Consider the following 20,983-nt stretch of genomic DNA (forward strand, 5'->3'; position numbering starts at 1 on the left):
AATATATTATACTACAATAAGAAAAATTCAAGTATAAAAATAAAATTAAGCTGATTTAATATCAATTAATATACCAAAATTGTAGAAAGCATCGTTTATATTATTAAAAGATTCTATATAATGAGATAATTCCATTAAATTATAATCATTTTTTACCATTCCGCATATTCCAGACATAACCAAATCGCCTTTTTTATGAATTAAATCTTTCTTTAAATTGATAAAATATTCCCATATATCCTTTTCTATAAAAAGACATTTTGAAAGATCCAATATGATATTATTAATATTTTTTATTAGAAACTCTGAGAATAGTTCTTTTAATTGAGGCAAATGTTCATTGTAGATATTATTATACAGCGAAATAATAATAACTGAATTATCTTTTAAAGAATAGCTAGTTTCCAATGAAATACTCATCATGGCTATACTTTAACAAATTTTTTATTTTTAGTCAATGAATTTTTTTGAAATTTCTTTTGTTATAAATTATAAATTTCTAAAATATAAGTTTATATAAAAGAATTATTTTCTTTTTTTAGTTTATCTCTTGTGCTTCTATACATTATTATAGGTTTATCTCCTTGTATTAATTTTTCTTCTTTCATGCCCAAATAAGATTCTTTTTTAGACTGAGTTTTTACTACATTTTTATCTTGTTTTAGTACAATATCTGAATATTTTCTGCCTATAAAGTTTATTATATTTTTTATAAAAGGAATATTCACTATTTTTTGATAGAATCTCATATATATAACTGTATTTTCATCGTCAACTGGTGCAAACACACCGAATATACGCATTTTTTCAAATATATAATTCTGCCAAGTATTTGGAAAATAAAAGTACAGAAAATATTTAAAATCTTCTTTTTTCATTTCCGATGCACTTAATGCTTTCTGTCCATTATCAGCAGCATTATTTACATAGAATTTTAATATATTATTATACTCATCTAGCTCTGCTAAAGGACCATTAACAACTGTTTTGTTTCCTCTTCCTATAGTGTTATGATGTACAAAAGATATATGCACAACATCAAGCTGATTTTCTATGCATCTTGTATAATGATTATTCCATTCATCTCTAATAGCAGAATATGAGAATTTCTTGTCTTTCAAATCGTCTGGAAACATTATTCTTTCATTGATTTTGTCTTTATCACCATACCAAAACCAAATAAATCCGTATAAATCTCTTACTTCATATCCTTCAACAAAAAAATTTTTATTAACTTCAGTATTTTTTCCATTGGCTGGAATCATTACTGTTTTTCCGCTTTTATCAAACTGAAATCCATGAAAAGGGCATGCTATGTTATCTGTGCATATTTTTCCATGAGATAAAGAAGCTCCTCTATGACAGCATTTATCATCTATGCAGCATATATTGTTATTAGAATCCCGCCAAAATACTAGATTTTTATTTAATCTCTTAGCAAAAAGAGGTTTGTTTCTTTTTACTTCTTTTGAATCTAATACAGCATACCACATATTATATATCATAGATGTATCCTTAATTTTTTTATATATTGTTAATTATATATTGTTATTTTAATAAATAAACACTTTATAAGATGATTTACAAAAATCATAACAAAAAATTTAAATTATTTATAAAATATTATAAGTATAACAATTTTGTATTTTTATACAGTTTATATTAAAAATATATGCATAATCTTATTTATAATATATTTTTATATATTGTTGTTTTAAATGTAGTATATACATGAATAAATATAGTTTGTCAAAAAATTAATTTTTTAAATTTTTATATTTGCTGGGCTTTGCCAAAAGTTGAATAAAAAAATTGACAAACTTAAAAATTTTCAGTTTATTTAGATTTAAAACATATATAGTCAAATAATTAATGTTATATTAGAATTTATAAAAATTATCTGTCAATCATTTTTATAAAGTATATTAATACAAAAACTTTATAGATTTCTTAAATGAACTTTGCCGTTATTATCTATAGTTTTATTTCCTTTTTTATACATTATGAAAAGATAATTAAAACCTCTTAAATAAAAATTATTTTCTATAGCTGCTATATGATAATTGCCTTTATTTAAAGTTTTGTTATGGCGTACAACAGACACTATATCTATAGGCATGAAGTATCTGCTCATAATTTCAAATAATTTAAATCCTATAGGCATAAAAGGAAATCCTTTTTCATAGGAATCAGAAACATATAAAGCCATATATCTGTCTTTTCTCATTATTCTAAATATTTCACTTATAACTTTTTCCATAGCTTCATAATATTCATTTTCTTTTGCGGTTAATTTTCCTATACAGTTTTTTTCATCTGAATAATTTATATGTGTACTGTATGGCGGATCTATAAATACAAAATCAGCTTTTTCATCTTCTATAGGTATTTTTCTAGCATCAGCTTTAAAAATATCCTTTCTCTGCAATGCTTTTGGATTTATATCATATCCTAGTGCACGTCTGTTTAATTCGCGGGCTACATCAATTGTTGTACCGCTTCCAGCCATTGGGTCTACCACTAGGTCTTTTTCTTTGGTGTATCTGTTTAGAAGATTCCATATTATATATGAAGGAGTGGCACCTATATAGTGTTTATGTTTTTCTTCTTCGCTTTTTAAATATTGCTGGGAGGGATAGTCCCATAATGTTGTACTTTGTAATTCTAGCTTTTTTTTCATATTTTACTATTCGCTTATCATAAAATTTAATGTATATACTATAATAAAACATATTTATTAACAAGCATTAAATAAAAATTACTTGTTAAAAAAATACTTTGATATATTATATAATTGTAAATATTAATTAAATAGGATTTTTATATAAATGAAAACAAGATTTAAAGCTATAATATGTTCTGCCTTATCCTTGTTTTTGGGCGGTATAGGAATACAGAAATTTTATTTAGGACAATATAAAAGAGGAGTTTTATATGTTGTATTCTTTTTTACTGGTATTCCTTATTTGCTATGTGTAGTAGATTTGCTTAGATTTATATTTATGAGCGATGATGCATTTAATACGAAATATAATAAAGATTATTTTAATGATGAATATTCAAATAATAATGATAAATATTCCTACAATAATGAATTAGATTCAGATAAAGAGAGAGAAGTTTATGCAAACAGATTTGATAATGCCGTTGAAGCTCAGTACAGCTATGTTGATGATATAGAAAATAAAGAAAATGCAAAAAATAATTATAATACAGAAGATGAATTGATATGTAAGGCACTTCAGTATCACAGTTCTATTAATGAATGCCTAAAATCAATAACTGATTATGAGTTTGCATCTAATGTAAGGCAATTAAATAGTTTGTTTATGTGTGTTATAGATAAGTCAAAAAATTGTGAAGATAAAAGCGTATCAAGAAGAGAGCTTGGTAAAATGCTTGAATATAATATACCTACTATATTAAAACTTATTAATTCATATATAGATTTGTCATCTTCAAAGACTATAAACAATAATAATATTATATATGATATTAAAGATTCTGTTTCAGCAGTTATAGAATATTTAAAAAAGGTTTTGGAAAATATACAAAAAGACGATATTATGGACATTACAAGCGATATAGATGTTTTAAAAACCACATTAAGAAAGGGCGGTTATATTTAATTAATAATAGGAGTTTAAAAAAGTGGATAGCGATGGTGTATATAAAAGAGTAGATATTAATAAAGTTATAAAGCATATCAGAGAAAATAACAGTGATATTACAGAGAGTAAGGCACAGGAAATAGCTTATATCATGATAAAAGAGCTTAATAAAAAGGTTTCTTCTATGGTTAAAGATTTTGAGAATGGGGAAGGAGATTTTATGGCTTGTTATTTTGATGCTATCGATAAATAAAACTCTATAATTAAATAATTTTACTATATATAATTGGCATACATTTTATAAATATGTATTTTTTTGTGTTGACTTTTTTTGTTTTAAAGTAAATAATTTATTAGTAATAAAAATAAATACATTAAAGGAGAATAACAATGGGTATATCAGATGATATCAAATCAGGATTTTATGCTGGCATAGGTATGATGCTTAAAGGAAAGGAAAAATTAGAGGATGCAGCACGTGAGTTTGTTAAAGACAAAAATATAAGTGCAGAAGAGGGAGAAAAGTTTGTTAAAGATATGGTAAATAAAGCTTCTGAAACAAAAGAAGAAGTTACACAATTTATAGATGACAGAGTTAAACAAGTTATAGATAAAATGGGATATGTAAAAAAAGAAGAATATGAATCTATGAGAAAAGAGCTTGATGAAATAAAAGCTTCTTTAAATAAGAATAATCAAGAGTAAATATTGAGCAGAAATTAAAGAATAATGCATTATTAAAATTATTTATATATTTTTAATAGTGCATTTTTTTATATAAAAAATAGGAAAATAAAATGAATAATATGAAATCTATAAATAGAGCAAGAGAGATAATTTCAATAATAATGGCTTACGGCTTCAGAGACATCATAGCCATAACTCCAATATTAAAGATAATAAAAAATCCAATAGATAAAATTAATATAAAATATAAGGGTATTGATTTACGCAGCTACAGCAGGGGTGAGCGTATAAGAATGGCCTGCGAAGATTTGGGAACTACTTTTGTAAAACTAGGTCAGATACTATCAAACAGAAATGATATACTTCCGAAAGATATTACAGATGAGCTTAGCAAACTTCAAAATCATGTAAAGCCTTTTGATGAAAATGAAGCTATTAATATAATAGAAACAGAATTAGGTAAAAAAATAGATGAAGTATTTGATTCATTTGATATGAAGCCCAAAGCAAGCGCCTCTATTTCTCAGGTACATACTGCTATATTAAAAACAGGTGAGAAAGTTGCTATTAAGGTAAAAAGACCAAATATAGAAGAAAACATACTTATGGATATAGAGGTTATTATATGGCTTTCAAATATCATAGAAAAATATAATGAAGAGTTTGCTTTAATGCAGCCGCAGAAACTAATAGCCGCTTTTAAAGCTCAGCTTTTACAGGAACTTGATTTTAATTTTGAAAAAAATAATACTCTTAAGTTTGCTAGATATTTTAAAGATAATAAAAATATAAAAATAGCTAAAATATATGAAGAATACAGTACAAAAAGCATACTTACTATGGAGTATATAGACGGAATAAAAATATCTGATATATCACCAGATGATAATAGATATGACAGAAAAAAACTTGTTTCTATTGGTATTGATGCTGTATTAGAGCAGATATTTATGCTTGGATTTTTTCATGCCGATCCTCACCCAGGTAATTTGATGGCTTTAGAAAATAATGTATTATGTTTTTTGGATTTTGGAATGATAGGGTTTATTCCTCCAAATTCAAAAGAAGCATTTTCATCTTTGATTATGAGTATAAGTTCGGCTGATTATTTGGCATTGTCAAAATCAATACTAGATTTATGTTATCACAGCGATATAAAAAATATAGATGATTTTAATATGGCAATATTTGTTTTGGTTAATAAGTATATTGATATGTCTTTGGATAATATTAATATAGAAGATGTATTTAATGAACTTATAGAAATAATAAGAGAGTTTAGACTAAGTCTTCCAAGCAATATTATGCTTTTAATAAAATCTTTAATAGTTCTTGAAGGAGTTGCAAGAAATTTAGATAAAGATGTAAAATTAATAGAACATATAAAACCTTTTGCTTTTAGATATGTTAAGGAACAGATAAAGCCAGATAATATATTAAAACAATTAAAAAAATTAGTAACTGATTATTCTCATATATTAAAACAATTACCTTCTGATTTCAGTGATTTAGTTTCGGTCATGAAAAAAGGCAGCATGAAAATTCAGCTTGAGCATAAAAACTTAGAATCATTATCAACTACATTAGACGGTTTAGCTGACAGACTTAGTTATTCTATAGTTTTAGCTTCTTTAATAATGGCTAGTGCTTTAATTATAACAAGTAAGATGCCGCCTTTATTTCATGGTACTTCAGTTATAGGTATGATAGGTTTTGGACTTTCTGCTATTATGGGATTTATAATGATAATAAGCAGGTTTATTAAGAAGTATGTTAAGAAGAGATAAATACAGATGATAATAAAAAAGCCTCCTTTTTAGGAGGCTTAAAAAATGCTCCGAGAACAGGGCTCGAACCTGCGACCCGGTGATTAACAGTCACCTGCTCTACCGACTGAGCTATCTCGGATTGTTGTTTAATGTTTAAGTATTATAGCATAGTCATAAAAAATGTCAATACCTAAAACTAATTTTTTATTTATTTTATTTATATATGCTAAAATATTCTAGTATTTCTTTGTATTTTTGAGATTTATTTCCAGATAATGTAAGATAGGTATTTAAATATTCGTATACTTTTTTTCCATATTCCATTTCTTTTTCAAGATCATTCTTTTTTACAGCATTATCATATTTAGTTTTGTATTTAAGAGCAAGTTTATAATTAGAATTTGGCTCTGCTCTTAACTCTAAAGCTTTTTCATAAAGTTCTATTATTTTATCTTCTTTAAACTCTTTTTCTAAATATATAGCACCATACATATAAATATCACCTAATTTTGGATATGATGGGTGAGATTTTAATGCCTGCATTCCCTTAGAATCCAAAAGATTTATATATGCCTTTAATCTTGCATAGGCATTTATACTTCCGTCAAAATTGGATAATGTTCTTGAATATCCTGCAGCTCTATCTAATTCCTGATCTTTGCTCGGCGTTATCGGTATATCTAAGTCTGTTTGCCCAAAGACTGACAGTGCAATGCATAAAAATATTGCTAAAATAAATTTAATTTTCACTTTTGCTCCAAATTTTAATAATTTTTTCGTTATTTTATTATCGTAATAATATAAATCTAGTAAAATCAAAAAAGTAAAAAAGTTGCTATTCCTTGTTGACAATAAGAGTATTTGTTCTATAATGGTCTTGAAAATATAAATTTATGGAGATATTTAATGGCTACTAAAAAAACAGAAAAAGCAGCTGAAGATACCGCTAAAAAGAAAGCAACTTCTGCTGCCGCTAAAAAAACTGCAACTGCTAAAAAAACTGATGAAGAAGAAAAAATATCAGTTTCTGCTAAAAAAGCTGCAGTTAAATCTGCATCTACTAAAAAAACAGCTTTAACTGCAAGTAGTAAAAAAACTTCCTCTTCTAAAAAATCTGTTTCAAAGAAAAAAATAGAAGAAGATGAAGAATTAGAAGTGTTAGATGAAGAAGAGGTAAAAAAAGAAGAGTATATACCTGATGAAGTTGATATAGTTAGAGAGCTTCCAGACAGATATAATGAAACAAAATTGGTTCTTATGATGCGTGATCCTGAATGGTGTTTCTTCTATTGGGATATATCTGACAGTGATATAGCTTATCATTCTTTAAAAGATAAAAGAATATCTGTAAGAATATTCCATGTATTCGGATATGATATTACTAATGGAGAGATACATAAAGAAATAGAAGTTAACTATATATATGGGGATAGATATGTTAATTTAGCTATGCCTCATGCTTATTTTATTGGTGAATTGGGATATTATGACGAAAACAATAGATTTATAGTACTTGCAAGAAGCAACATGATATATGCGCCTCGAGATTCTATAAGCAATGTTTATGATGAGGAATGGATGGTTAATGAAGAGATTATTAAGCTTCTAAAATCTCCTAAAGCTTTAAGAGAAAGTTTGTCTTCTGCTACTATATTTGAACTTATAGATTTGAGAAGACATCATTTAGCTGGTTCATCATCTTCTTCACTTTTCTTAAAAAAGAACTAAATTAAAAATTTTAAATCTTTAAGCGGTATTAATTGATAGCTATATACTTTATTAATTTTTCTGTTTTTGTTTTTGTTGACTCTGTAAATTAAATGTTAATTAATGCCGCTAAAAATAATACATAAAGCGGGGAATCTATCAATATAGAAAATAAATGCCTGCTTGTTATAATCTTCTTTTTCATTACAGCAAAAGAGATAATGCTGCTGTATATAATTGGTATAAAGTATTTTAATTTATTTAATTCTAGCGGAAACTTTCCTATAAGGATACTAATTATCATAAATAATATGAGTACAATTGGTATTATTCTAGTTATGACTGCTAATTTACTTGAATCTATATATGTAGTTAAAGTTACAGCCCCTGCTATTTTATCGCTTTGAGAGAATTTTATTTCTATAAGTGCCTGCCTTATAAACATAAATAAAAATACTATGCTTGTAGAAAACACATATAGAAAAGGTTTTTCTTTTATTATATTTCTATGCATTATAAATATAGAGCCGTTCAAAAGTATTGTAACAGCAACTGATATTACTATAGCTTTAAATGGTATAAGTTTTTTAAATAGTTTAAAAAATATAGAAGTTTCAAATCTTGACTTATTTTCAAAACTTATATTATATCCTATACCTAAAAGGCTTGAAAGTATTGTAAGCATTAGTATTCCAATATCTACTTTATAAGCAAAGTAAAACATCGACAATGCACTTATGGCTATAAGTGTCATAAAAAAGAATTTGTTTTTTTGATAGAATAAATATCTTCTTTTATCACTTATTTTAATTGTATAGTTACTATAGCCGTTTCCTAAACTCATATATAAATAATAAGCCGCTACTACTATAGCTATTTTATACTGAAAAGGCTGTGATAATATATCATATATAGCATATGACATTAAAAAAGCACCTACAGAGAAGAATATATATCCATAATTAAGAAAATCAAATATTCTAGAAACAAATCTTGTAATTGGGCTTGCATATTTATCTTTTATAGTTTGAGCGACATCTTCTATAAGCCAGTCTGGAGTGGAAGCTCCAGCCATTATACCTACATTTTTATATTTTGATAAATCTATTTTTTCTAAATCTTCTTTATATTCAACATAGAATGCAGGCTTTATGGACGATGCTATATTATATAGATTTCTAGTATTTGAGCTTTCAGAGCCTCCTATAACAAGTACAGCATCGTTTCTTTTAGCTATTTCTAATACTTCATTTTGTCTTTGCTCTGTAGCTTCGCATATAGTATTTTTGATTATAATTTCAGTATTAGGATATTTTTCTTTTATTTTATTTACATATTTATCAAATACAGACTTTTGTAAAGTTGTTTGGGCTACTATAAGAGTTTTTTTTGCATCGTTAGGTAAATTATTCAAATCTTCATCTTTATAAACAACATATACATCATCAGCATATCCGCATACCCCAATTATTTCAGGGTGTTTAGGATTTCCTATTACTATAATTCTGTATCCAAGAGAACTATGTTTTTTTACAAGACCTTGAATTTTAGCGACATATTTGCAGGTAAGATTAACTATTTTTTTTGCATGGCTGGATAAAGCTTCACGTCTTTTAGGAGATATACCATGAGCTCTTACTATAACAGTTTTATTATTTAAAACAGACATATCCTCATCATCTTCATATGTTTTTACACCTATATTTTCCAACATATCAAGAGTTTGAGGATTATGTATTAAATGTCCGTCAATATATATATCATTATTATTTTTAGCAGCCTGAGAAAAAGTATTTTCAACTGCATATTTCACACCATCACAGAAACCAGCGAATTTACCTATATCTACGTTCATTTTATTTAGCTTTAGCTACTTTATTTCCTTTAAGACATTTAGTGCATACTAAAGCCTTTTTTACAGAGCCATTTACCTCTATTCTAATGTTTTGCAAATTAGCATTAAAAGAACGTTTAGTTTTTATATTAGAGTGGCTCACACTATGACCATTTTGTTTGCCTTTACCGCATATTTCACATACTCTTGCCATAATTTTCCTCCAAGAAATGATATATTAAATTTATAATTGTGTGATTATATTATAAAAAATTATTCTAGTCAATAGAGCATTCATTTTTGATACTATTTTTTTGTATAATTATAGTACGGCATAAAATTTTTATAGCAATGAATTAATCTTATATTTTATTATTTATTAAATTTTATTAAATAAAAATTAACCATTGATTATATTTAAAATTGTAGTATAATAATCCACAATTAAATAGATGTTAAAAAACCTAAATAGGAGAGATATATGCCCCCAAGATCAAAATTAGGTGAAATACCTAGACAAGAAATGCCTACTAGAAGTCCTGAAGAGAGAAGAAAGGACTTTAAAGAAGTACCTACAGGATATACTGAAGAACAGGCTTATACAGAGGCTTTGAGATGTTTAGACTGCAAAGTACCTCATTGTATGGAAGGCTGTCCTGCTAAGGTAAAGATTCCAGAATTTATAAGCCTTGTTGCTGAAAAAAAGTTTATAGAAGCTGCTAAAAAAATTAAAGAAACAAATGCTTTGCCTGCAGCCTGCGGAAGAGTATGTCCTCAGGAAACTCAATGTGAAGAAAGATGCGTTGTAGGTAAAAAATTTGAACCTGTAGCTATAGGTAAATTAGAAATGTTTGTTGCTGACTATGAAAGAAAACATGCTCAGCATGAAGATTTAAAAGTAGAAAAAAACGGCAAAAAAGTATGTATTATAGGTGCAGGTCCTGCAGGATTAGCTTGTGCAGGAGACTTAATAAAATTAGGATATGATGTAACTGTATTAGAAGCATTACATACAATAGGCGGAGTATTGATGTATGGTATTCCAGAGTTCCGTCTGCCAAAAGAATTGGTAGCTCATGAGGTAGAAAACCTTAAAAAAGACGGAGTTAATTTTAAAATAAATGAAGTTGCTGGTGTATCTTTAGATTTCAATGAATTAAGAAAAGAATATGATGCAATATTTTTAGGAACTGGTGCTGGACTTCCTGCTTTCTTAAATATACCAGGTGAAAATTTCTGCGGAGTATATTCTGCTAATGAATATTTGACACGTGTTAACTTGATGGGTGCTTATAAATTCCCAGAAGTAGATACTCCAGTTATAAGACATAAAAGAGTTGCTGTATTAGGCGGCGGTAACGTAGCTATGGACGCCTGCAGAACAGCTGTAAGATTAGGTGCTGAAAAAGTATATATCGTTTACAGAAGAACTCAAAAAGAACTTCCAGCAAGAGTAGAAGAAGTACATCATGCTATGGAAGAGGGTGTAGATTTTAGATTTTTAAGAGCTCCTCTAGAGATTCTGGCAGATGAAAATGATAATGTTACAGCTATAAGGACACAAGTTATGGAGCTTGGTGAGCCTGATGCTGACGGTAGAAGAAAACCTGTTGCTGTTGAAGGTCAGACAGAAGATATAGAAGTTGATGCAGTTATTATTGCTATAGGAACTACTCCTAATCCTCTTATTGCTAGAAAAGTACCAGAATTACAAACTACTAAAAAAGGTACTTATGTTATTGATGAAGAAACTGGTGCTACTTCTATGGAAGGAGTATTTGCAGGAGGAGATGCTGCAAGAGGTGCTGCTACAGTTATTCTAGCTATTGGTGATGGTAAAAGAGCTGCAGCTGGAATAGATAAATATTTGTCTAATAAATAATTAGTTAATTTTTAACTATTTAAGGAGGCTTTTTTAAGTCTCCTTTTTTATTTTAAAAAATATTGTAAAGAAATAATATGTTTTTATCATTATATGACTTGTTTCAAAAGTACCTGATAAACAATTTTTTGTTATCTTATACTAAATATATAATATTAATTATTATATAAAATAAATATTTTCCATTTCGTATAAATCATATGTTCAAGCTACAAAAATACATTTTTTTCACACAGCAAATATGGAGAGCCTTAATTATTCTATACCATACCTAACTGTAATTCAGATGTCATAAAAGAACTGGGATGATTATGAAGTATGCCTGTGAAGCCAAGTTTATAAAATTCTAAAATTAAAAATAATATAATTATTTATTAATTTAGTTTTGAAAGAAGTATATTGTTCTGTTTCTATTAAAGCAGTCAATCATAAAAGTAAAGTTATTTTGTTTGATGATATATGTATTTTTAAAAAATAAAAATAAATTGTTATAATTAAATTATTTTTAAATAATACAAAAATAAATAAATTTTCTTTTAGATAAACTAAAATCCATGTATAAAACAACCAAAAAACTATGAAAGCTATTGACTTTTATACCGTTAATAATAATATATGTTAACATAATTATATTTTTTTGTAATAATATATTTTTCTTATTTTAATAATTATGGTTTATATTTATATAAGCCATAAGATATATTTTATAAAATAAAGATTGGGAGGATTAATCTAATTATGAAGTTAAAGGTACAAGTTGGTTTTATCACCTTAATAGCTTTTATGCTTATTTCATGCGGCGGCTTACCAGTAAAAGAATATGAAAGGGTAACCGCACTAAGAGATACAGTGGTAAACAAATATTCTGAGATAAAAACATTTGCCCCAGAAGATTTTGACATAGCCGAAAAAGGTTATGCAGAAGCTGATATTATCATGAAAGAAGAAAATAAAGATGAAGCAGAAAAAGCTAAAGAGTTGTTATTAACTGCTGAAACTAATTATAATTTAGTTTTGGATAAAGGCTTACCGCCATATTCTGAGATATTGAAACAGCAAACAGATGAAAGTGCTACCAATGCTATTAATATCAAAGCTGGTGTAATGTATGCTGATGAGTTTAATAATGCTGATACTTTATATCAGGAAGCTAATGCAATGTACACAGCTGAAACTAAAGATTATAGAACAATGGTAGATAAACTTTATCAAGCTAAAGTAGCATATACTGATTTATATAATAAAACTAAAGAGCAATTCGATAAAAGTGATGAGGCTTTAAGAACAGTAAAAGAACGCTTAGCACAATTAGAAAAAATGATGCAGGAAATTGAAGCCTTTGAACAGGAACAGAATTAATATAAGGAGTAAATGATGAGAATAAAAAAAATAATAGCTACTATAGCTTTATTATCTTTTACATGGTCAGTTTTGCCAGCACAAACTTATGAAGATGCAGCAAGAATTACCGAAGAGGCTGATACGCTTCAAAATGAAGGACAATATCAGCAGTCTTATGATAAATCTCAGGAAGCTTCTGTTAGTATAGATAAAGCTAGTATGGCATTATTCTACAGACTTATGAATGTTAGAATAAGTAAAACTAGAAGTGATGCTGATAAGGCTATTACTGAAATAAATCAAATGGGTGCTTCTAGTGATAATCAATTTAAAACAACATATGAAGAAGCTGTTAAATATTTTGAAGAAGGAAATGCTAATGTAGGAAGCATTCCAGCTCCTGATGCTACTGCTCAAACTGATGAAGAGTTTATCGCTGCTTCAAATACTTTTACAACTGTTTTAAACTCTTACAGCAATGCTTTATCATCAGCTAATACTGTTAAAGAAGGTTATTTAGGCAGAGAAAGAGATACTGCTTCAAAAACTATAGCTGATGCAAAAGCTAAATATAATGCTGCTTTGGGTAAAAGTATAAAAGCAGGCGATAATAATGATAAAACTGTATCTGGTGCTTTAGCCAAAGCTGATGAAGCTTTAAAATCTGATAATTTTGCAAGCGTACAGCAAAACGTTGCTGCTGCTCTTGCTGGAATAACTAAGGCAGAAGCAGATGCAAAAGCTGCTGCTGAAAGAGCTGCCGCTGCTGCTAAAGCGAAAGCTGAAGCAGAGGCAAAAGCTAAAGCTGCTGCTGAGGCAAAAGCTAAAGCAGAAGCTGAAGCTAAGAGAAAAGCTGAAGAAGCTAAAGCAAAAGCTGCTGCTGAGGCAAAAGCTAAAGCAGAGGCTGAAGCAAAAGCTAAGGCAGAAGCTGAAGCTAAGAAAAAAGCTGAAGAAGAAGCTAGACAAAAAGCAGAGCAGGAAGCACTTGCTAAAGAACAAGCAGATGCTGTTGCTAAAGCTAAACAGGATATTGCCAATGCTCAGGAAAAATATGACAGCCTTGTTAATGATAACACTATAACTAGAGGTGATGAAGTTGATCAAAATATATCTACTCTTTTAGCTGATGCTAATAATTTGGCTGAAACTGATCCTGCTGCTGCAAGTGAAAAGGCATTAGAGGCTTCTAAAGCTATGGACGATTTAATTAATGAACGTGATAATACTATAGCAAGAGAAGAAAATCAAAGACAATTAGATGAAATCAAAGCTAGATATCAAGAGCTTATTGATCAAGGTTATATAATACCAGATAGTGAAGAAGATCAAAATCTTTCTCAAGCTATTAAAGATGCTGAAGATGCATTAGCTAATAATGATAATGCTTTAGCAAGACAAAAACTTGAAGAAGCTAATAATTCTATGAACGCTATATATGAAATGGGACCAAAAAGACCTGTTGATGGCGATTTAGTAGAAGGAGATGGTGATGGCGAGAGAGGTCAGATAATCGATGCTACTACTGGTCAAACTGTTAATACTGAAGGTAAAGTTACTGTACTTCCTATGTATTATACAGTTGTACAAAGAACTCCTTTAACTGACGCTTTATGGAGAATAGCTGGATACTCTTTCATATACAATGATCCTATACAATGGTACAGATTATATCAAGCTAATAGAAATGTATTGAGAGATCCTAATAACCCAGACTTGATACTTCCAGGTCAGGTATTAACTATACCTAGTATGAATGGTGAACAAAGAGCCGGTACATATGATCCTAATATGGAATATATTACTTATGATGAGGCTATGATATTGAAAAATCAGCAGCAAAATAATATCACAGCTGATCAAGCAAATGCAGGATATGAAGAAGAAAATAATGCTACTCAAACAAATAACTAAAAGTTATTAAAAAAATAGCCATGTATGAATAATATTCATGCATGGCTTTTTATATTTATATGAATTTATTAATACGGAATCTGTATTTTCCAATTAATAAATTCATTTATTTATTTTTCAAAAGGGTATTTTATTTTCCAACTTCTTCTTAAAGTATCCATTATATTCATTACTCTCAAAATATCCTCATGAGGCATTTCTTTGCATTCTAGTTTGCCGTTATTAATAGCATCAACGCATGAAAGTATTTGATATTCATATCCTGTTATTTGTTTTGGCACCTTAATAGTTTTTACAACTTTTCTATCAAGAGAATAAACTGTTATGCTTTCTGGATTATTAATATTTTTTATCACCATATAACCTTTATCTCCGTTTATAACTCCTTCTCTGTTGGTTAATGCTGACATTGTAGAGTTTAATACAGCCATTTTTCCATCTTCAAATGTTAATGTAATAGAGTTTTGTTCATCTACGCCTTTTTTAGTTTTTACACAGCAGGAATCTATTTTACTTATTTTATTTCCGAATACCATCAAAGCAAAATTAATAGTATAAACGCCCACATCAAGCAAAGCTCCACCTGCCAATTCTGGTTCTATTAATCTAGGAACTTTATTTATAACATATCCTAAATTGGCAGTTAATGAACTTACTTTTCCTATAATACCGCTTTTTATAGTGTCATTTATTATTTGTCTGCTAGGCATATATCTTGTCCATATAGCCTCTGCAAGTAAAAGTTTTTTCTTTTTTGCTAGTATTAATACTTCTCTTGCTTGCTTTGTATTAACAGTAAATGCTTTTTCACATATTACATTTTTATTATTGTTTAAGCATAGTTTTATATGTTCATAATGATGTGAATGAGGTGTTGCTATATAAACTAAATCAATTTTTTCATCTTTTAACATCTCTTCATAAGAGCCATAAAACTTTTTAAATCCGTATTTTTTGGCAAATGCTTTACTTCTTTTTAAATCTCTTGCACTTACAGCATATGATTCTACTTCTTTTATTTTGGCTATAGTTTTTGCCATAGTTTCTGCTATATGTCCAGCTCCTATAAAACCTATATTTATTTTTTTCATTTTAGTTACCCCTTATTTTAGTTATTTTATTAATAAAATAATATTAGAATTTTATTTATTGTCAATATAATAAAAACTTATACACTTGAATTTTTATATATTTATAATATAGTATAAAACATTATGGAAGAGAATATAAACGAAACAAATAAAGAAAATACTTCTGAAGTATTAAATAATAATAAAGAAACAGAAAATAGTAATCCTGATTATAAAGAGTTTACTGTTTCATTATCAAGTATAGATTATGAAGGACCTTTATCTATACTTTTTGATATGCTTAAAAGAAGCGAAAAAAATATATATGAAGTTTCTATTTTGGAAATTATAGATCAGTTTGTTGAATATTTAAAAGCTCAGGCAGCATTAAATCTTGATTCCACAGGGGATTTTTTGGTAGTTGCTTCTGAATTTCATTTATATAAATCAAAAATGCTTTTGCCTCATGATATAGATGATGATAAGTTTACAGACAGATTAAAATTTGAAATAGTAGAGCAGATGCTTGAATTTCAGAGATATAAAATGGTTTCTGAAGAGCTTGACAGGCTTCAGGAGGCTTCTGACTCTATATTTGAACGTAAAGATACAGAGAGAGTAAAATTTTTTAATAATATTAATTCTTTAGATGATAATGAAGTTGCTTGGAAAGATGTTACGCTTTATGATTTGGTGTATGCTTTTACGAAAGTGCAGTTTGTACCAGAAACAGATTTGGCAGTTCTCTCTGGAATGTCCAATTTTCATATAGATAATGCTATTGATATGATAAGGATAAAATTATCAGAAACGGCTTTTTTCCCTTTTATAGTATTATTTAAAGACGGAGTTACGAAAAGACAGCTTGTTACATTCTTTTTAGCTATGCTTGAGCTCGTTAAAGAAAAAGAGATTTTACTTAAACAAGAGGTACGATTTAAAGAGATATATGTATTTAAAAGAGATGAGCGTTTTATACATAAAGAAAATAGCGATGGTGAAGAAGAAAATAATAATGCGGAAGAAGTTTCTAATGAAGAAATTAAATCAGAAGGCAATATAAATATAGAAAACAATTCTTCAGAAGAAAATAATGAAAATATTTTAGATAATCAAAATTAATAAATTTTTTTAATATTTAAGTTATGAGTAAATATAAACCAAACAATAAAACTGAATTAAGAAGTTTAATAGAAAATAGTAATATATATTTAGGCGATATTGATACTTCTTTAATAACTGATATGTCTCATTTATTTTCAAAAACTAATAGAGAAGATTATTCAGGCATAGAGAATTGGAATACAGAAAATGTTATTAATACTGAGTCTATGTTTCAAATATTGAAAAATTTTAACAGTAATATAAATAATTGGAATGTTTCAAAAGTTGAAAGTATGAAAAGAATGTTTTCAGGCTGCAGTCAGTTTAATCAGCCTTTAGATAAATGGGATACTTCAAAAGTAAATAATATGGAAGGCATGTTTTTTGCTTGTAGAGAATTTAATCAGGATATTAAAAGCTGGAACACATCCAATGTTACAAATATGGCTAATATGTTTTGTTTATGTGAAAAGTTTAATCAGCCTTTAGATAAATGGAATGTTTCTAAAGTTGAAAATATGACGGGTATGTTTGCTGGTGCTTATAATTTTAATAAGTCTTTAAATGATTGGGATACTTCTAATGTAAAATATATGTTTTCTATGTTTAATGGGGCAGGAAGTTTTAACAAGCCTTTAAATAAATGGAATACTGTAAAATTAGAAAGTATGTCTTATATATTTTATAAGGCATTAATGTTTAATCAGGATTTATCAGATTGGAATTTATATAATGTATCAGATTTAGATTTTGCATTTGAAGAAACTTCACTAAAAAATAATAATAAAATCCCTATACAATTTATAGTTGCTGAATATGTAACAGCAAAGAATAAATCATCAAAAATTACACAGTTTGAGATAATAAAAAATAACGTGAAAGAAGCATATAAAAGCATTATTAATTATAACAATAAAATATATGCTGATTTTAGAATAATGCTTGAAAATGAATTTTATACAGAATTAAAAGCTAATAATGATGAAGTATTAAATTTGAGCAGTATAGAAGATATAGAGAATTGGGTAAATTATGATAAAAAGAATAATAAAAAATTAAAATTCATTGATGATATAATAAAAGAAAAAGAAATAAAAGTTTTTAGTAAAGATAAATCAAAAATTATAGACATGAAAATAATAAAGTATATTTATTTAGAGTATTATAATTTAAAAAAATATATTTATAAAATACAAACACTTGATAATATAATTAATTTTCTTGATGAAGATAGTTTTAAAAATTGTATAAGAGAAATATATATTAATTCTCAAAAAGATGTTTCTGTTTTAGTTTGCGGTGTATATGCTGATGATAATATGTTAATTGAGATGTACAATAGAGAAAATAGTTCTTTATTGTTTATGAGGATTTTAGCATTGCATACAGACAGTAAATTCGCTTTAAGTTTATTATATAATGTTTTTGCTAGGAATAAAAAGACTTCAATTAAAAAAGAGGCTATTAGTTTATTAAATTCTATTTCTGAAAAAATGAATTTAGAATTATATGAATTAGGTTTTAAAGTAGTATATGATTTCGGATTTGATAAAAGGGGAGAGAAAATCATAGAAGTAAATGATAATAAATATAAAATCTCTCTTAAAAATAATAATTCAGTAGAATTGTTTGATATTAATAATAAAAAAGAATTAAAATCAATACCGAAATACTTTCCTGAAAATATAAAAGAAGAAATAAAGCATATTAGAAAAGAGATTCCAAATATATTGAAAAGTCAGAATTACAATTTAATAAAAATTTTAATAAGCGGTAAGAAATATAATTATAAATTTTGGAAAGATATTTTTATTGATAATCCTATAATGAATAAATATGCATATAGTTTAATTTGGAATTTATATGATGAAAATATGAATTTTAAAACTTCTTTCAGATATTTAGGCGACAGCAGTTATACTGATTGCAATGATAATAATGTTGTTATAGATGAAAATTGTTATATTAATTTATCTAGCGTATTTGATTTAACTAAAGAAGATATAACAAAATGGAAAATACATTTAAATGATTATGAGATATTTCAGCCTATAAATCAGTTTCCAATTATCAATATAGATATCTCAGATTTCAATAAAGTAATAGAAAAGCTTCAAAACATAGAAATAGTTTATTCCAGTTTGAAAGCATTTGCAAGCAGATATTCTATGAATGTTATTTATGAATTTTCAGAGAGTATATTTTATTTTGAAGATTTTAAAAAAGATAAATTTACTATTCAAATTAAATTTGATGAATATATTAGTAATGGAGATATTGTTAAAATTAATATATCATTTTACAATAGTGAAAATAAAACAGTTGAAAATAGATTCATATATTATTGGCTTGTTTTGATGATAAGTGATTTTAAAAAAGAAAAACTTTTTTATTAAATATTAGGATTTTAATTGTGTATAAACCAAAGAATAAAATTGAATTAAGAAGTTTAATAGAAAACAATAATATTTATTTAGGTGATATTGATACTTCTTTAATAACTGATATGTCTATGCTTTTTGATAAACCTAATTTTGCATGTTTTGAAGGTTCTTACAGCGAATACGAGGATTACAATGTAAGAGTAGATTTTTCAGGTATAGAAAAATGGGACACTTCTAATGTTATAACAATGAAATCTATGTTTCATAATATAAAAAATTTTAATATAAATATTAATGATTGGAATGTGTGTAATGTTACTGATATGAGTTATATGTTTTATGGAGCTAGTAGTTTCAATATGCCTTTATATAAATGGGATGTAAGCAATGTAAAAAATATGTGCAGTATGTTTAAAAATGCTCTAAGTTTTAATCAGAATTTAGATGATTGGAAAGTAAGTGAGGATACTTATACAAAAGATATGTTTATAAATACAAATTTAACTGAAGGTCCTAAATGGTACATATGAGTTTTTATTATTAAATTATAAAAATACAAAAATTGTGAGGGTTTATGAATGACAAATTTATTATATAGTATATTGCATAATGAATATTTTGTTTTGATTGTTTTTCTTATTATTTTAGTGATTATTTTCAAATATTTAATGAAAAATAAGTACTGTCCTTATTTTTATATAAAAGATATAACTTTTTTTATACTTAAAGACAATATTAATAATATATATATTTATTGCAATAGATTTGAAAATATTGATGAGGGTATTCACTATTTGTATACGGGTAAAATATTTATAAATAATTCTAATTTTTTTGGTATTTATGGGATTGCAGGAAATAGCAAAAAGATTGAAGTTTTTGACTATGATACTGAAGAAGAGTTTATAACTTTAAACAGAATAAATATTGCAGAAATAAATTTAAAAAATAATAGTACTTCAAAAATTAAATATGATATGTATATTAATGGCAAAAAAATAGAAGGTATTTTTGAAATAATTAATAATCCTAAAATAAATATAAAAAATTTCAATATATGCGGATTTAAATTTTTAAAAACTAATGACAGAGGAATGACTGTAACAATTCTTAATCATTTATTTAATTTTTATTATGCATTTATAGATAATAAAGATAAAATAAACTTTGATATTAACGGCGAATATAATTTTTCAGAAGATTTTAAATATCAAAAAGAAAAAGAGCTTTCATATGAAGTTAGTTCATTTTTAAAACAATTTTCTGTTTATGAATTAAAAAAATATTTTCTTAAACTTAGAGATTTATATGCATTTAATATATTATACTTAGATGAAAAAACTATTTGTATATATAAAAGAATTACTCAAGCAGAAGAAGATAAAAAACTTATAATTAATAATATTTCTCTTATTTATGATTTGAATAGTCAAAAATTAATAAGTTCTTCTTTTAAAGATTTAGTAAATAATTCTGATGATTTATTAAAAAGATATAAAGCACCCAATAATTTTTATAATGATAATTTAATATTTCTTACAACAGATATAGGTATTATAGTTATGTCTGATAATGGCTATGAAAAAATATTTATTTCTTTAGATGATTTAAAAGATTATATAAATAAAGAGCATTATCTGGCTTATTTATTTAATTGATTTTTATATTATTGTTTTTTTTCAT

The 20,983-nt window shown here is 26.5% G+C and carries 19 protein-coding genes and 1 tRNA gene; 12 read left to right on the plus strand and 8 right to left on the minus strand.

Translation table 11 applies throughout. The features are described 5' to 3' along the window. Nucleotides 1-45: 45 nt before the first annotated feature. The 3 genes from F811_RS0112875 to F811_RS0112885 all read right to left on the minus strand — a co-directional run bounded on the left by F811_RS0112875 (nt 46) and on the right by F811_RS0112885 (nt 2,680). Entirely contained in the window at nt 46-423 is a 378-nt protein-coding gene (locus F811_RS0112875) for an STAS domain-containing protein (RefSeq protein ID WP_026364459.1), read from the minus strand. 89 nt (nt 424-512) lie between these two features. Further along, nucleotides 513-1,505 carry an aromatic ring-hydroxylating oxygenase subunit alpha gene (locus F811_RS0112880; protein WP_020005648.1) on the minus strand — a complete coding sequence of 331 codons (993 nt, stop codon included), beginning with the start codon at nt 1,503-1,505 and terminating at the stop codon, nt 513-515. Between the two features lie 434 nt (nt 1,506-1,939). Further along, nucleotides 1,940-2,680: a TRM11 family SAM-dependent methyltransferase gene (locus F811_RS0112885; protein ID WP_020005649.1), complete on the minus strand. Its 741-nt coding sequence runs from the start codon at nt 2,678-2,680 to the stop codon at nt 1,940-1,942. A gap of 148 nt (nt 2,681-2,828) precedes the next feature. Here F811_RS0112885 and F811_RS0112890 point away from each other — a divergent pair, with 148 nt between their 5' ends. The 4 genes from F811_RS0112890 (at nt 2,829) to F811_RS0112905 (ending at nt 6,085) form a co-directional block, all read left to right on the plus strand. Next, complete coding sequence (locus F811_RS0112890; protein WP_020005650.1) at nt 2,829-3,629, plus strand: TM2 domain-containing protein; 801 nt, start codon at nt 2,829-2,831, stop codon at nt 3,627-3,629. A gap of 22 nt (nt 3,630-3,651) precedes the next feature. Then, nucleotides 3,652-3,864: a hypothetical protein gene (locus F811_RS0112895; protein WP_020005651.1), complete on the plus strand. Its 213-nt coding sequence runs from the start codon at nt 3,652-3,654 to the stop codon at nt 3,862-3,864. Between the two features lie 137 nt (nt 3,865-4,001). Continuing rightward, nucleotides 4,002-4,316: a phasin family protein gene (locus F811_RS0112900; RefSeq protein WP_020005652.1), complete on the plus strand. Its 315-nt coding sequence runs from the start codon at nt 4,002-4,004 to the stop codon at nt 4,314-4,316. A gap of 92 nt (nt 4,317-4,408) precedes the next feature. Continuing rightward, nucleotides 4,409-6,085, plus strand: a complete 1,677-nt coding sequence (locus F811_RS0112905; protein WP_020005653.1) for an ABC1 kinase family protein — start codon at nt 4,409-4,411, stop codon at nt 6,083-6,085. A gap of 48 nt (nt 6,086-6,133) precedes the next feature. Here the strand turns inward: F811_RS0112905 and F811_RS0112910 are convergent. Both F811_RS0112910 and F811_RS0112915 read right to left on the minus strand, forming a co-directional pair. Next, nucleotides 6,134-6,206: transfer RNA gene (locus tag F811_RS0112910), tRNA-Asn, on the minus strand. Nucleotides 6,207-6,280: 74 nt separating this feature from the next. Next, the gene (locus F811_RS0112915; RefSeq protein WP_020005654.1) at nt 6,281-6,817 is read right to left on the minus strand and encodes a hypothetical protein; all 537 of its coding nucleotides are present in this window, start codon (nt 6,815-6,817) and stop codon (nt 6,281-6,283) included. Between the two features lie 156 nt (nt 6,818-6,973). Here F811_RS0112915 and F811_RS0112920 point away from each other — a divergent pair, with 156 nt between their 5' ends. Continuing rightward, on the plus strand, nt 6,974-7,795 hold the full coding sequence (locus tag F811_RS0112920; protein WP_020005655.1) for a DUF4912 domain-containing protein: 822 nt from the start codon (nt 6,974-6,976) through the stop codon (nt 7,793-7,795). Nucleotides 7,796-7,883: 88 nt separating this feature from the next. On the opposite strand, the gene ispH is transcribed toward F811_RS0112920, so the two are convergent. Then, nucleotides 7,884-9,629: a 4-hydroxy-3-methylbut-2-enyl diphosphate reductase gene (ispH, locus tag F811_RS0112925; RefSeq protein ID WP_020005656.1), complete on the minus strand. Its 1,746-nt coding sequence runs from the start codon at nt 9,627-9,629 to the stop codon at nt 7,884-7,886. A 1-nt stretch (nt 9,630) separates the two neighbouring features. After that, nucleotides 9,631-9,822, minus strand: coding sequence for a 50S ribosomal protein L28 (gene rpmB, locus F811_RS0112930; RefSeq protein ID WP_020005657.1), 192 nt, complete (start codon nt 9,820-9,822; stop codon nt 9,631-9,633). A 267-nt stretch (nt 9,823-10,089) separates the two neighbouring features. On the opposite strand from rpmB, the gene gltA reads away from it, so the two are divergent. The 3 genes from gltA to F811_RS15820 all read left to right on the plus strand — a co-directional run bounded on the left by gltA (nt 10,090) and on the right by F811_RS15820 (nt 14,742). Beyond that, on the plus strand, nt 10,090-11,490 hold the full coding sequence (gene gltA / locus F811_RS0112935; RefSeq protein WP_020005658.1) for an NADPH-dependent glutamate synthase: 1,401 nt from the start codon (nt 10,090-10,092) through the stop codon (nt 11,488-11,490). 738 nt (nt 11,491-12,228) lie between these two features. Then, nucleotides 12,229-12,849, plus strand: coding sequence for a hypothetical protein (locus F811_RS0112940; RefSeq protein WP_020005659.1), 621 nt, complete (start codon nt 12,229-12,231; stop codon nt 12,847-12,849). A gap of 15 nt (nt 12,850-12,864) precedes the next feature. Continuing rightward, a complete protein-coding gene (locus tag F811_RS15820) occupies nt 12,865-14,742 on the plus strand; it encodes a LysM peptidoglycan-binding domain-containing protein (RefSeq protein ID WP_020005660.1) in 1,878 nt (625 codons plus the stop codon). A gap of 110 nt (nt 14,743-14,852) precedes the next feature. Here the strand turns inward: F811_RS15820 and F811_RS0112950 are convergent, their stop codons facing one another. Beyond that, entirely contained in the window at nt 14,853-15,833 is a 981-nt protein-coding gene (locus F811_RS0112950) for a Gfo/Idh/MocA family protein (protein WP_020005661.1), read from the minus strand. Between the two features lie 123 nt (nt 15,834-15,956). On the opposite strand from F811_RS0112950, the gene F811_RS0112955 reads away from it, so the two are divergent. Genes F811_RS0112955 through F811_RS0112970 form a run of 4 tightly spaced genes read left to right on the plus strand, consistent with a single transcriptional unit; the run spans nt 15,957 to nt 20,958 of the window. Next, nucleotides 15,957-16,934: a segregation and condensation protein A gene (locus tag F811_RS0112955; RefSeq protein WP_020005662.1), complete on the plus strand. Its 978-nt coding sequence runs from the start codon at nt 15,957-15,959 to the stop codon at nt 16,932-16,934. Between the two features lie 23 nt (nt 16,935-16,957). Continuing rightward, entirely contained in the window at nt 16,958-19,312 is a 2,355-nt protein-coding gene (locus F811_RS0112960) for a BspA family leucine-rich repeat surface protein (protein ID WP_020005663.1), read from the plus strand. Nucleotides 19,313-19,329: 17 nt separating this feature from the next. Further along, nucleotides 19,330-19,830 (plus strand): BspA family leucine-rich repeat surface protein, encoded by a 501-nt coding sequence (locus F811_RS0112965; protein WP_020005664.1) that lies wholly within the window; start codon nt 19,330-19,332, stop codon nt 19,828-19,830. 48 nt (nt 19,831-19,878) lie between these two features. Further along, complete coding sequence (locus F811_RS0112970) at nt 19,879-20,958, plus strand: hypothetical protein (protein WP_020005665.1); 1,080 nt, start codon at nt 19,879-19,881, stop codon at nt 20,956-20,958. Nucleotides 20,959-20,983: the final 25 nt, after the last annotated feature.

The organism is Brachyspira innocens ATCC 29796 (assembly GCF_000384655.1).
Classification (GTDB): domain Bacteria; phylum Spirochaetota; class Brachyspiria; order Brachyspirales; family Brachyspiraceae; genus Brachyspira; species Brachyspira innocens.

Excerpts from the sequence above, each read along its gene's own strand:
- F811_RS0112875 (WP_026364459.1), bottom strand. The coding sequence starts at position 423 with ATGATGAGTATTTCATTGGAAACTAGCTATTCTTTAAAAGATAATTCA.
- F811_RS0112880 (WP_020005648.1), bottom strand. The coding sequence starts at position 1,505 with ATGATATATAATATGTGGTATGCTGTATTAGATTCAAAAGAAGTAAAA.
- F811_RS0112885 (WP_020005649.1), bottom strand. The coding sequence starts at position 2,680 with ATGAAAAAAAAGCTAGAATTACAAAGTACAACATTATGGGACTATCCC.
- F811_RS0112890 (WP_020005650.1), top strand. The coding sequence starts at position 2,829 with ATGAAAACAAGATTTAAAGCTATAATATGTTCTGCCTTATCCTTGTTT.
- F811_RS0112900 (WP_020005652.1), top strand. The coding sequence starts at position 4,002 with ATGGGTATATCAGATGATATCAAATCAGGATTTTATGCTGGCATAGGT.
- F811_RS0112905 (WP_020005653.1), top strand. The coding sequence starts at position 4,409 with ATGAATAATATGAAATCTATAAATAGAGCAAGAGAGATAATTTCAATA.
- F811_RS0112920 (WP_020005655.1), top strand. The coding sequence starts at position 6,974 with ATGGCTACTAAAAAAACAGAAAAAGCAGCTGAAGATACCGCTAAAAAG.
- ispH (WP_020005656.1), bottom strand. The coding sequence starts at position 9,629 with ATGAACGTAGATATAGGTAAATTCGCTGGTTTCTGTGATGGTGTGAAA.
- rpmB (WP_020005657.1), bottom strand. The coding sequence starts at position 9,822 with ATGGCAAGAGTATGTGAAATATGCGGTAAAGGCAAACAAAATGGTCAT.
- gltA (WP_020005658.1), top strand. The coding sequence starts at position 10,090 with ATGCCCCCAAGATCAAAATTAGGTGAAATACCTAGACAAGAAATGCCT.
- F811_RS0112940 (WP_020005659.1), top strand. The coding sequence starts at position 12,229 with ATGAAGTTAAAGGTACAAGTTGGTTTTATCACCTTAATAGCTTTTATG.
- F811_RS15820 (WP_020005660.1), top strand. The coding sequence starts at position 12,865 with ATGAGAATAAAAAAAATAATAGCTACTATAGCTTTATTATCTTTTACA.
- F811_RS0112950 (WP_020005661.1), bottom strand. The coding sequence starts at position 15,833 with ATGAAAAAAATAAATATAGGTTTTATAGGAGCTGGACATATAGCAGAA.
- F811_RS0112955 (WP_020005662.1), top strand. The coding sequence starts at position 15,957 with ATGGAAGAGAATATAAACGAAACAAATAAAGAAAATACTTCTGAAGTA.
- F811_RS0112960 (WP_020005663.1), top strand. The coding sequence starts at position 16,958 with ATGAGTAAATATAAACCAAACAATAAAACTGAATTAAGAAGTTTAATA.
- F811_RS0112970 (WP_020005665.1), top strand. The coding sequence starts at position 19,879 with ATGACAAATTTATTATATAGTATATTGCATAATGAATATTTTGTTTTG.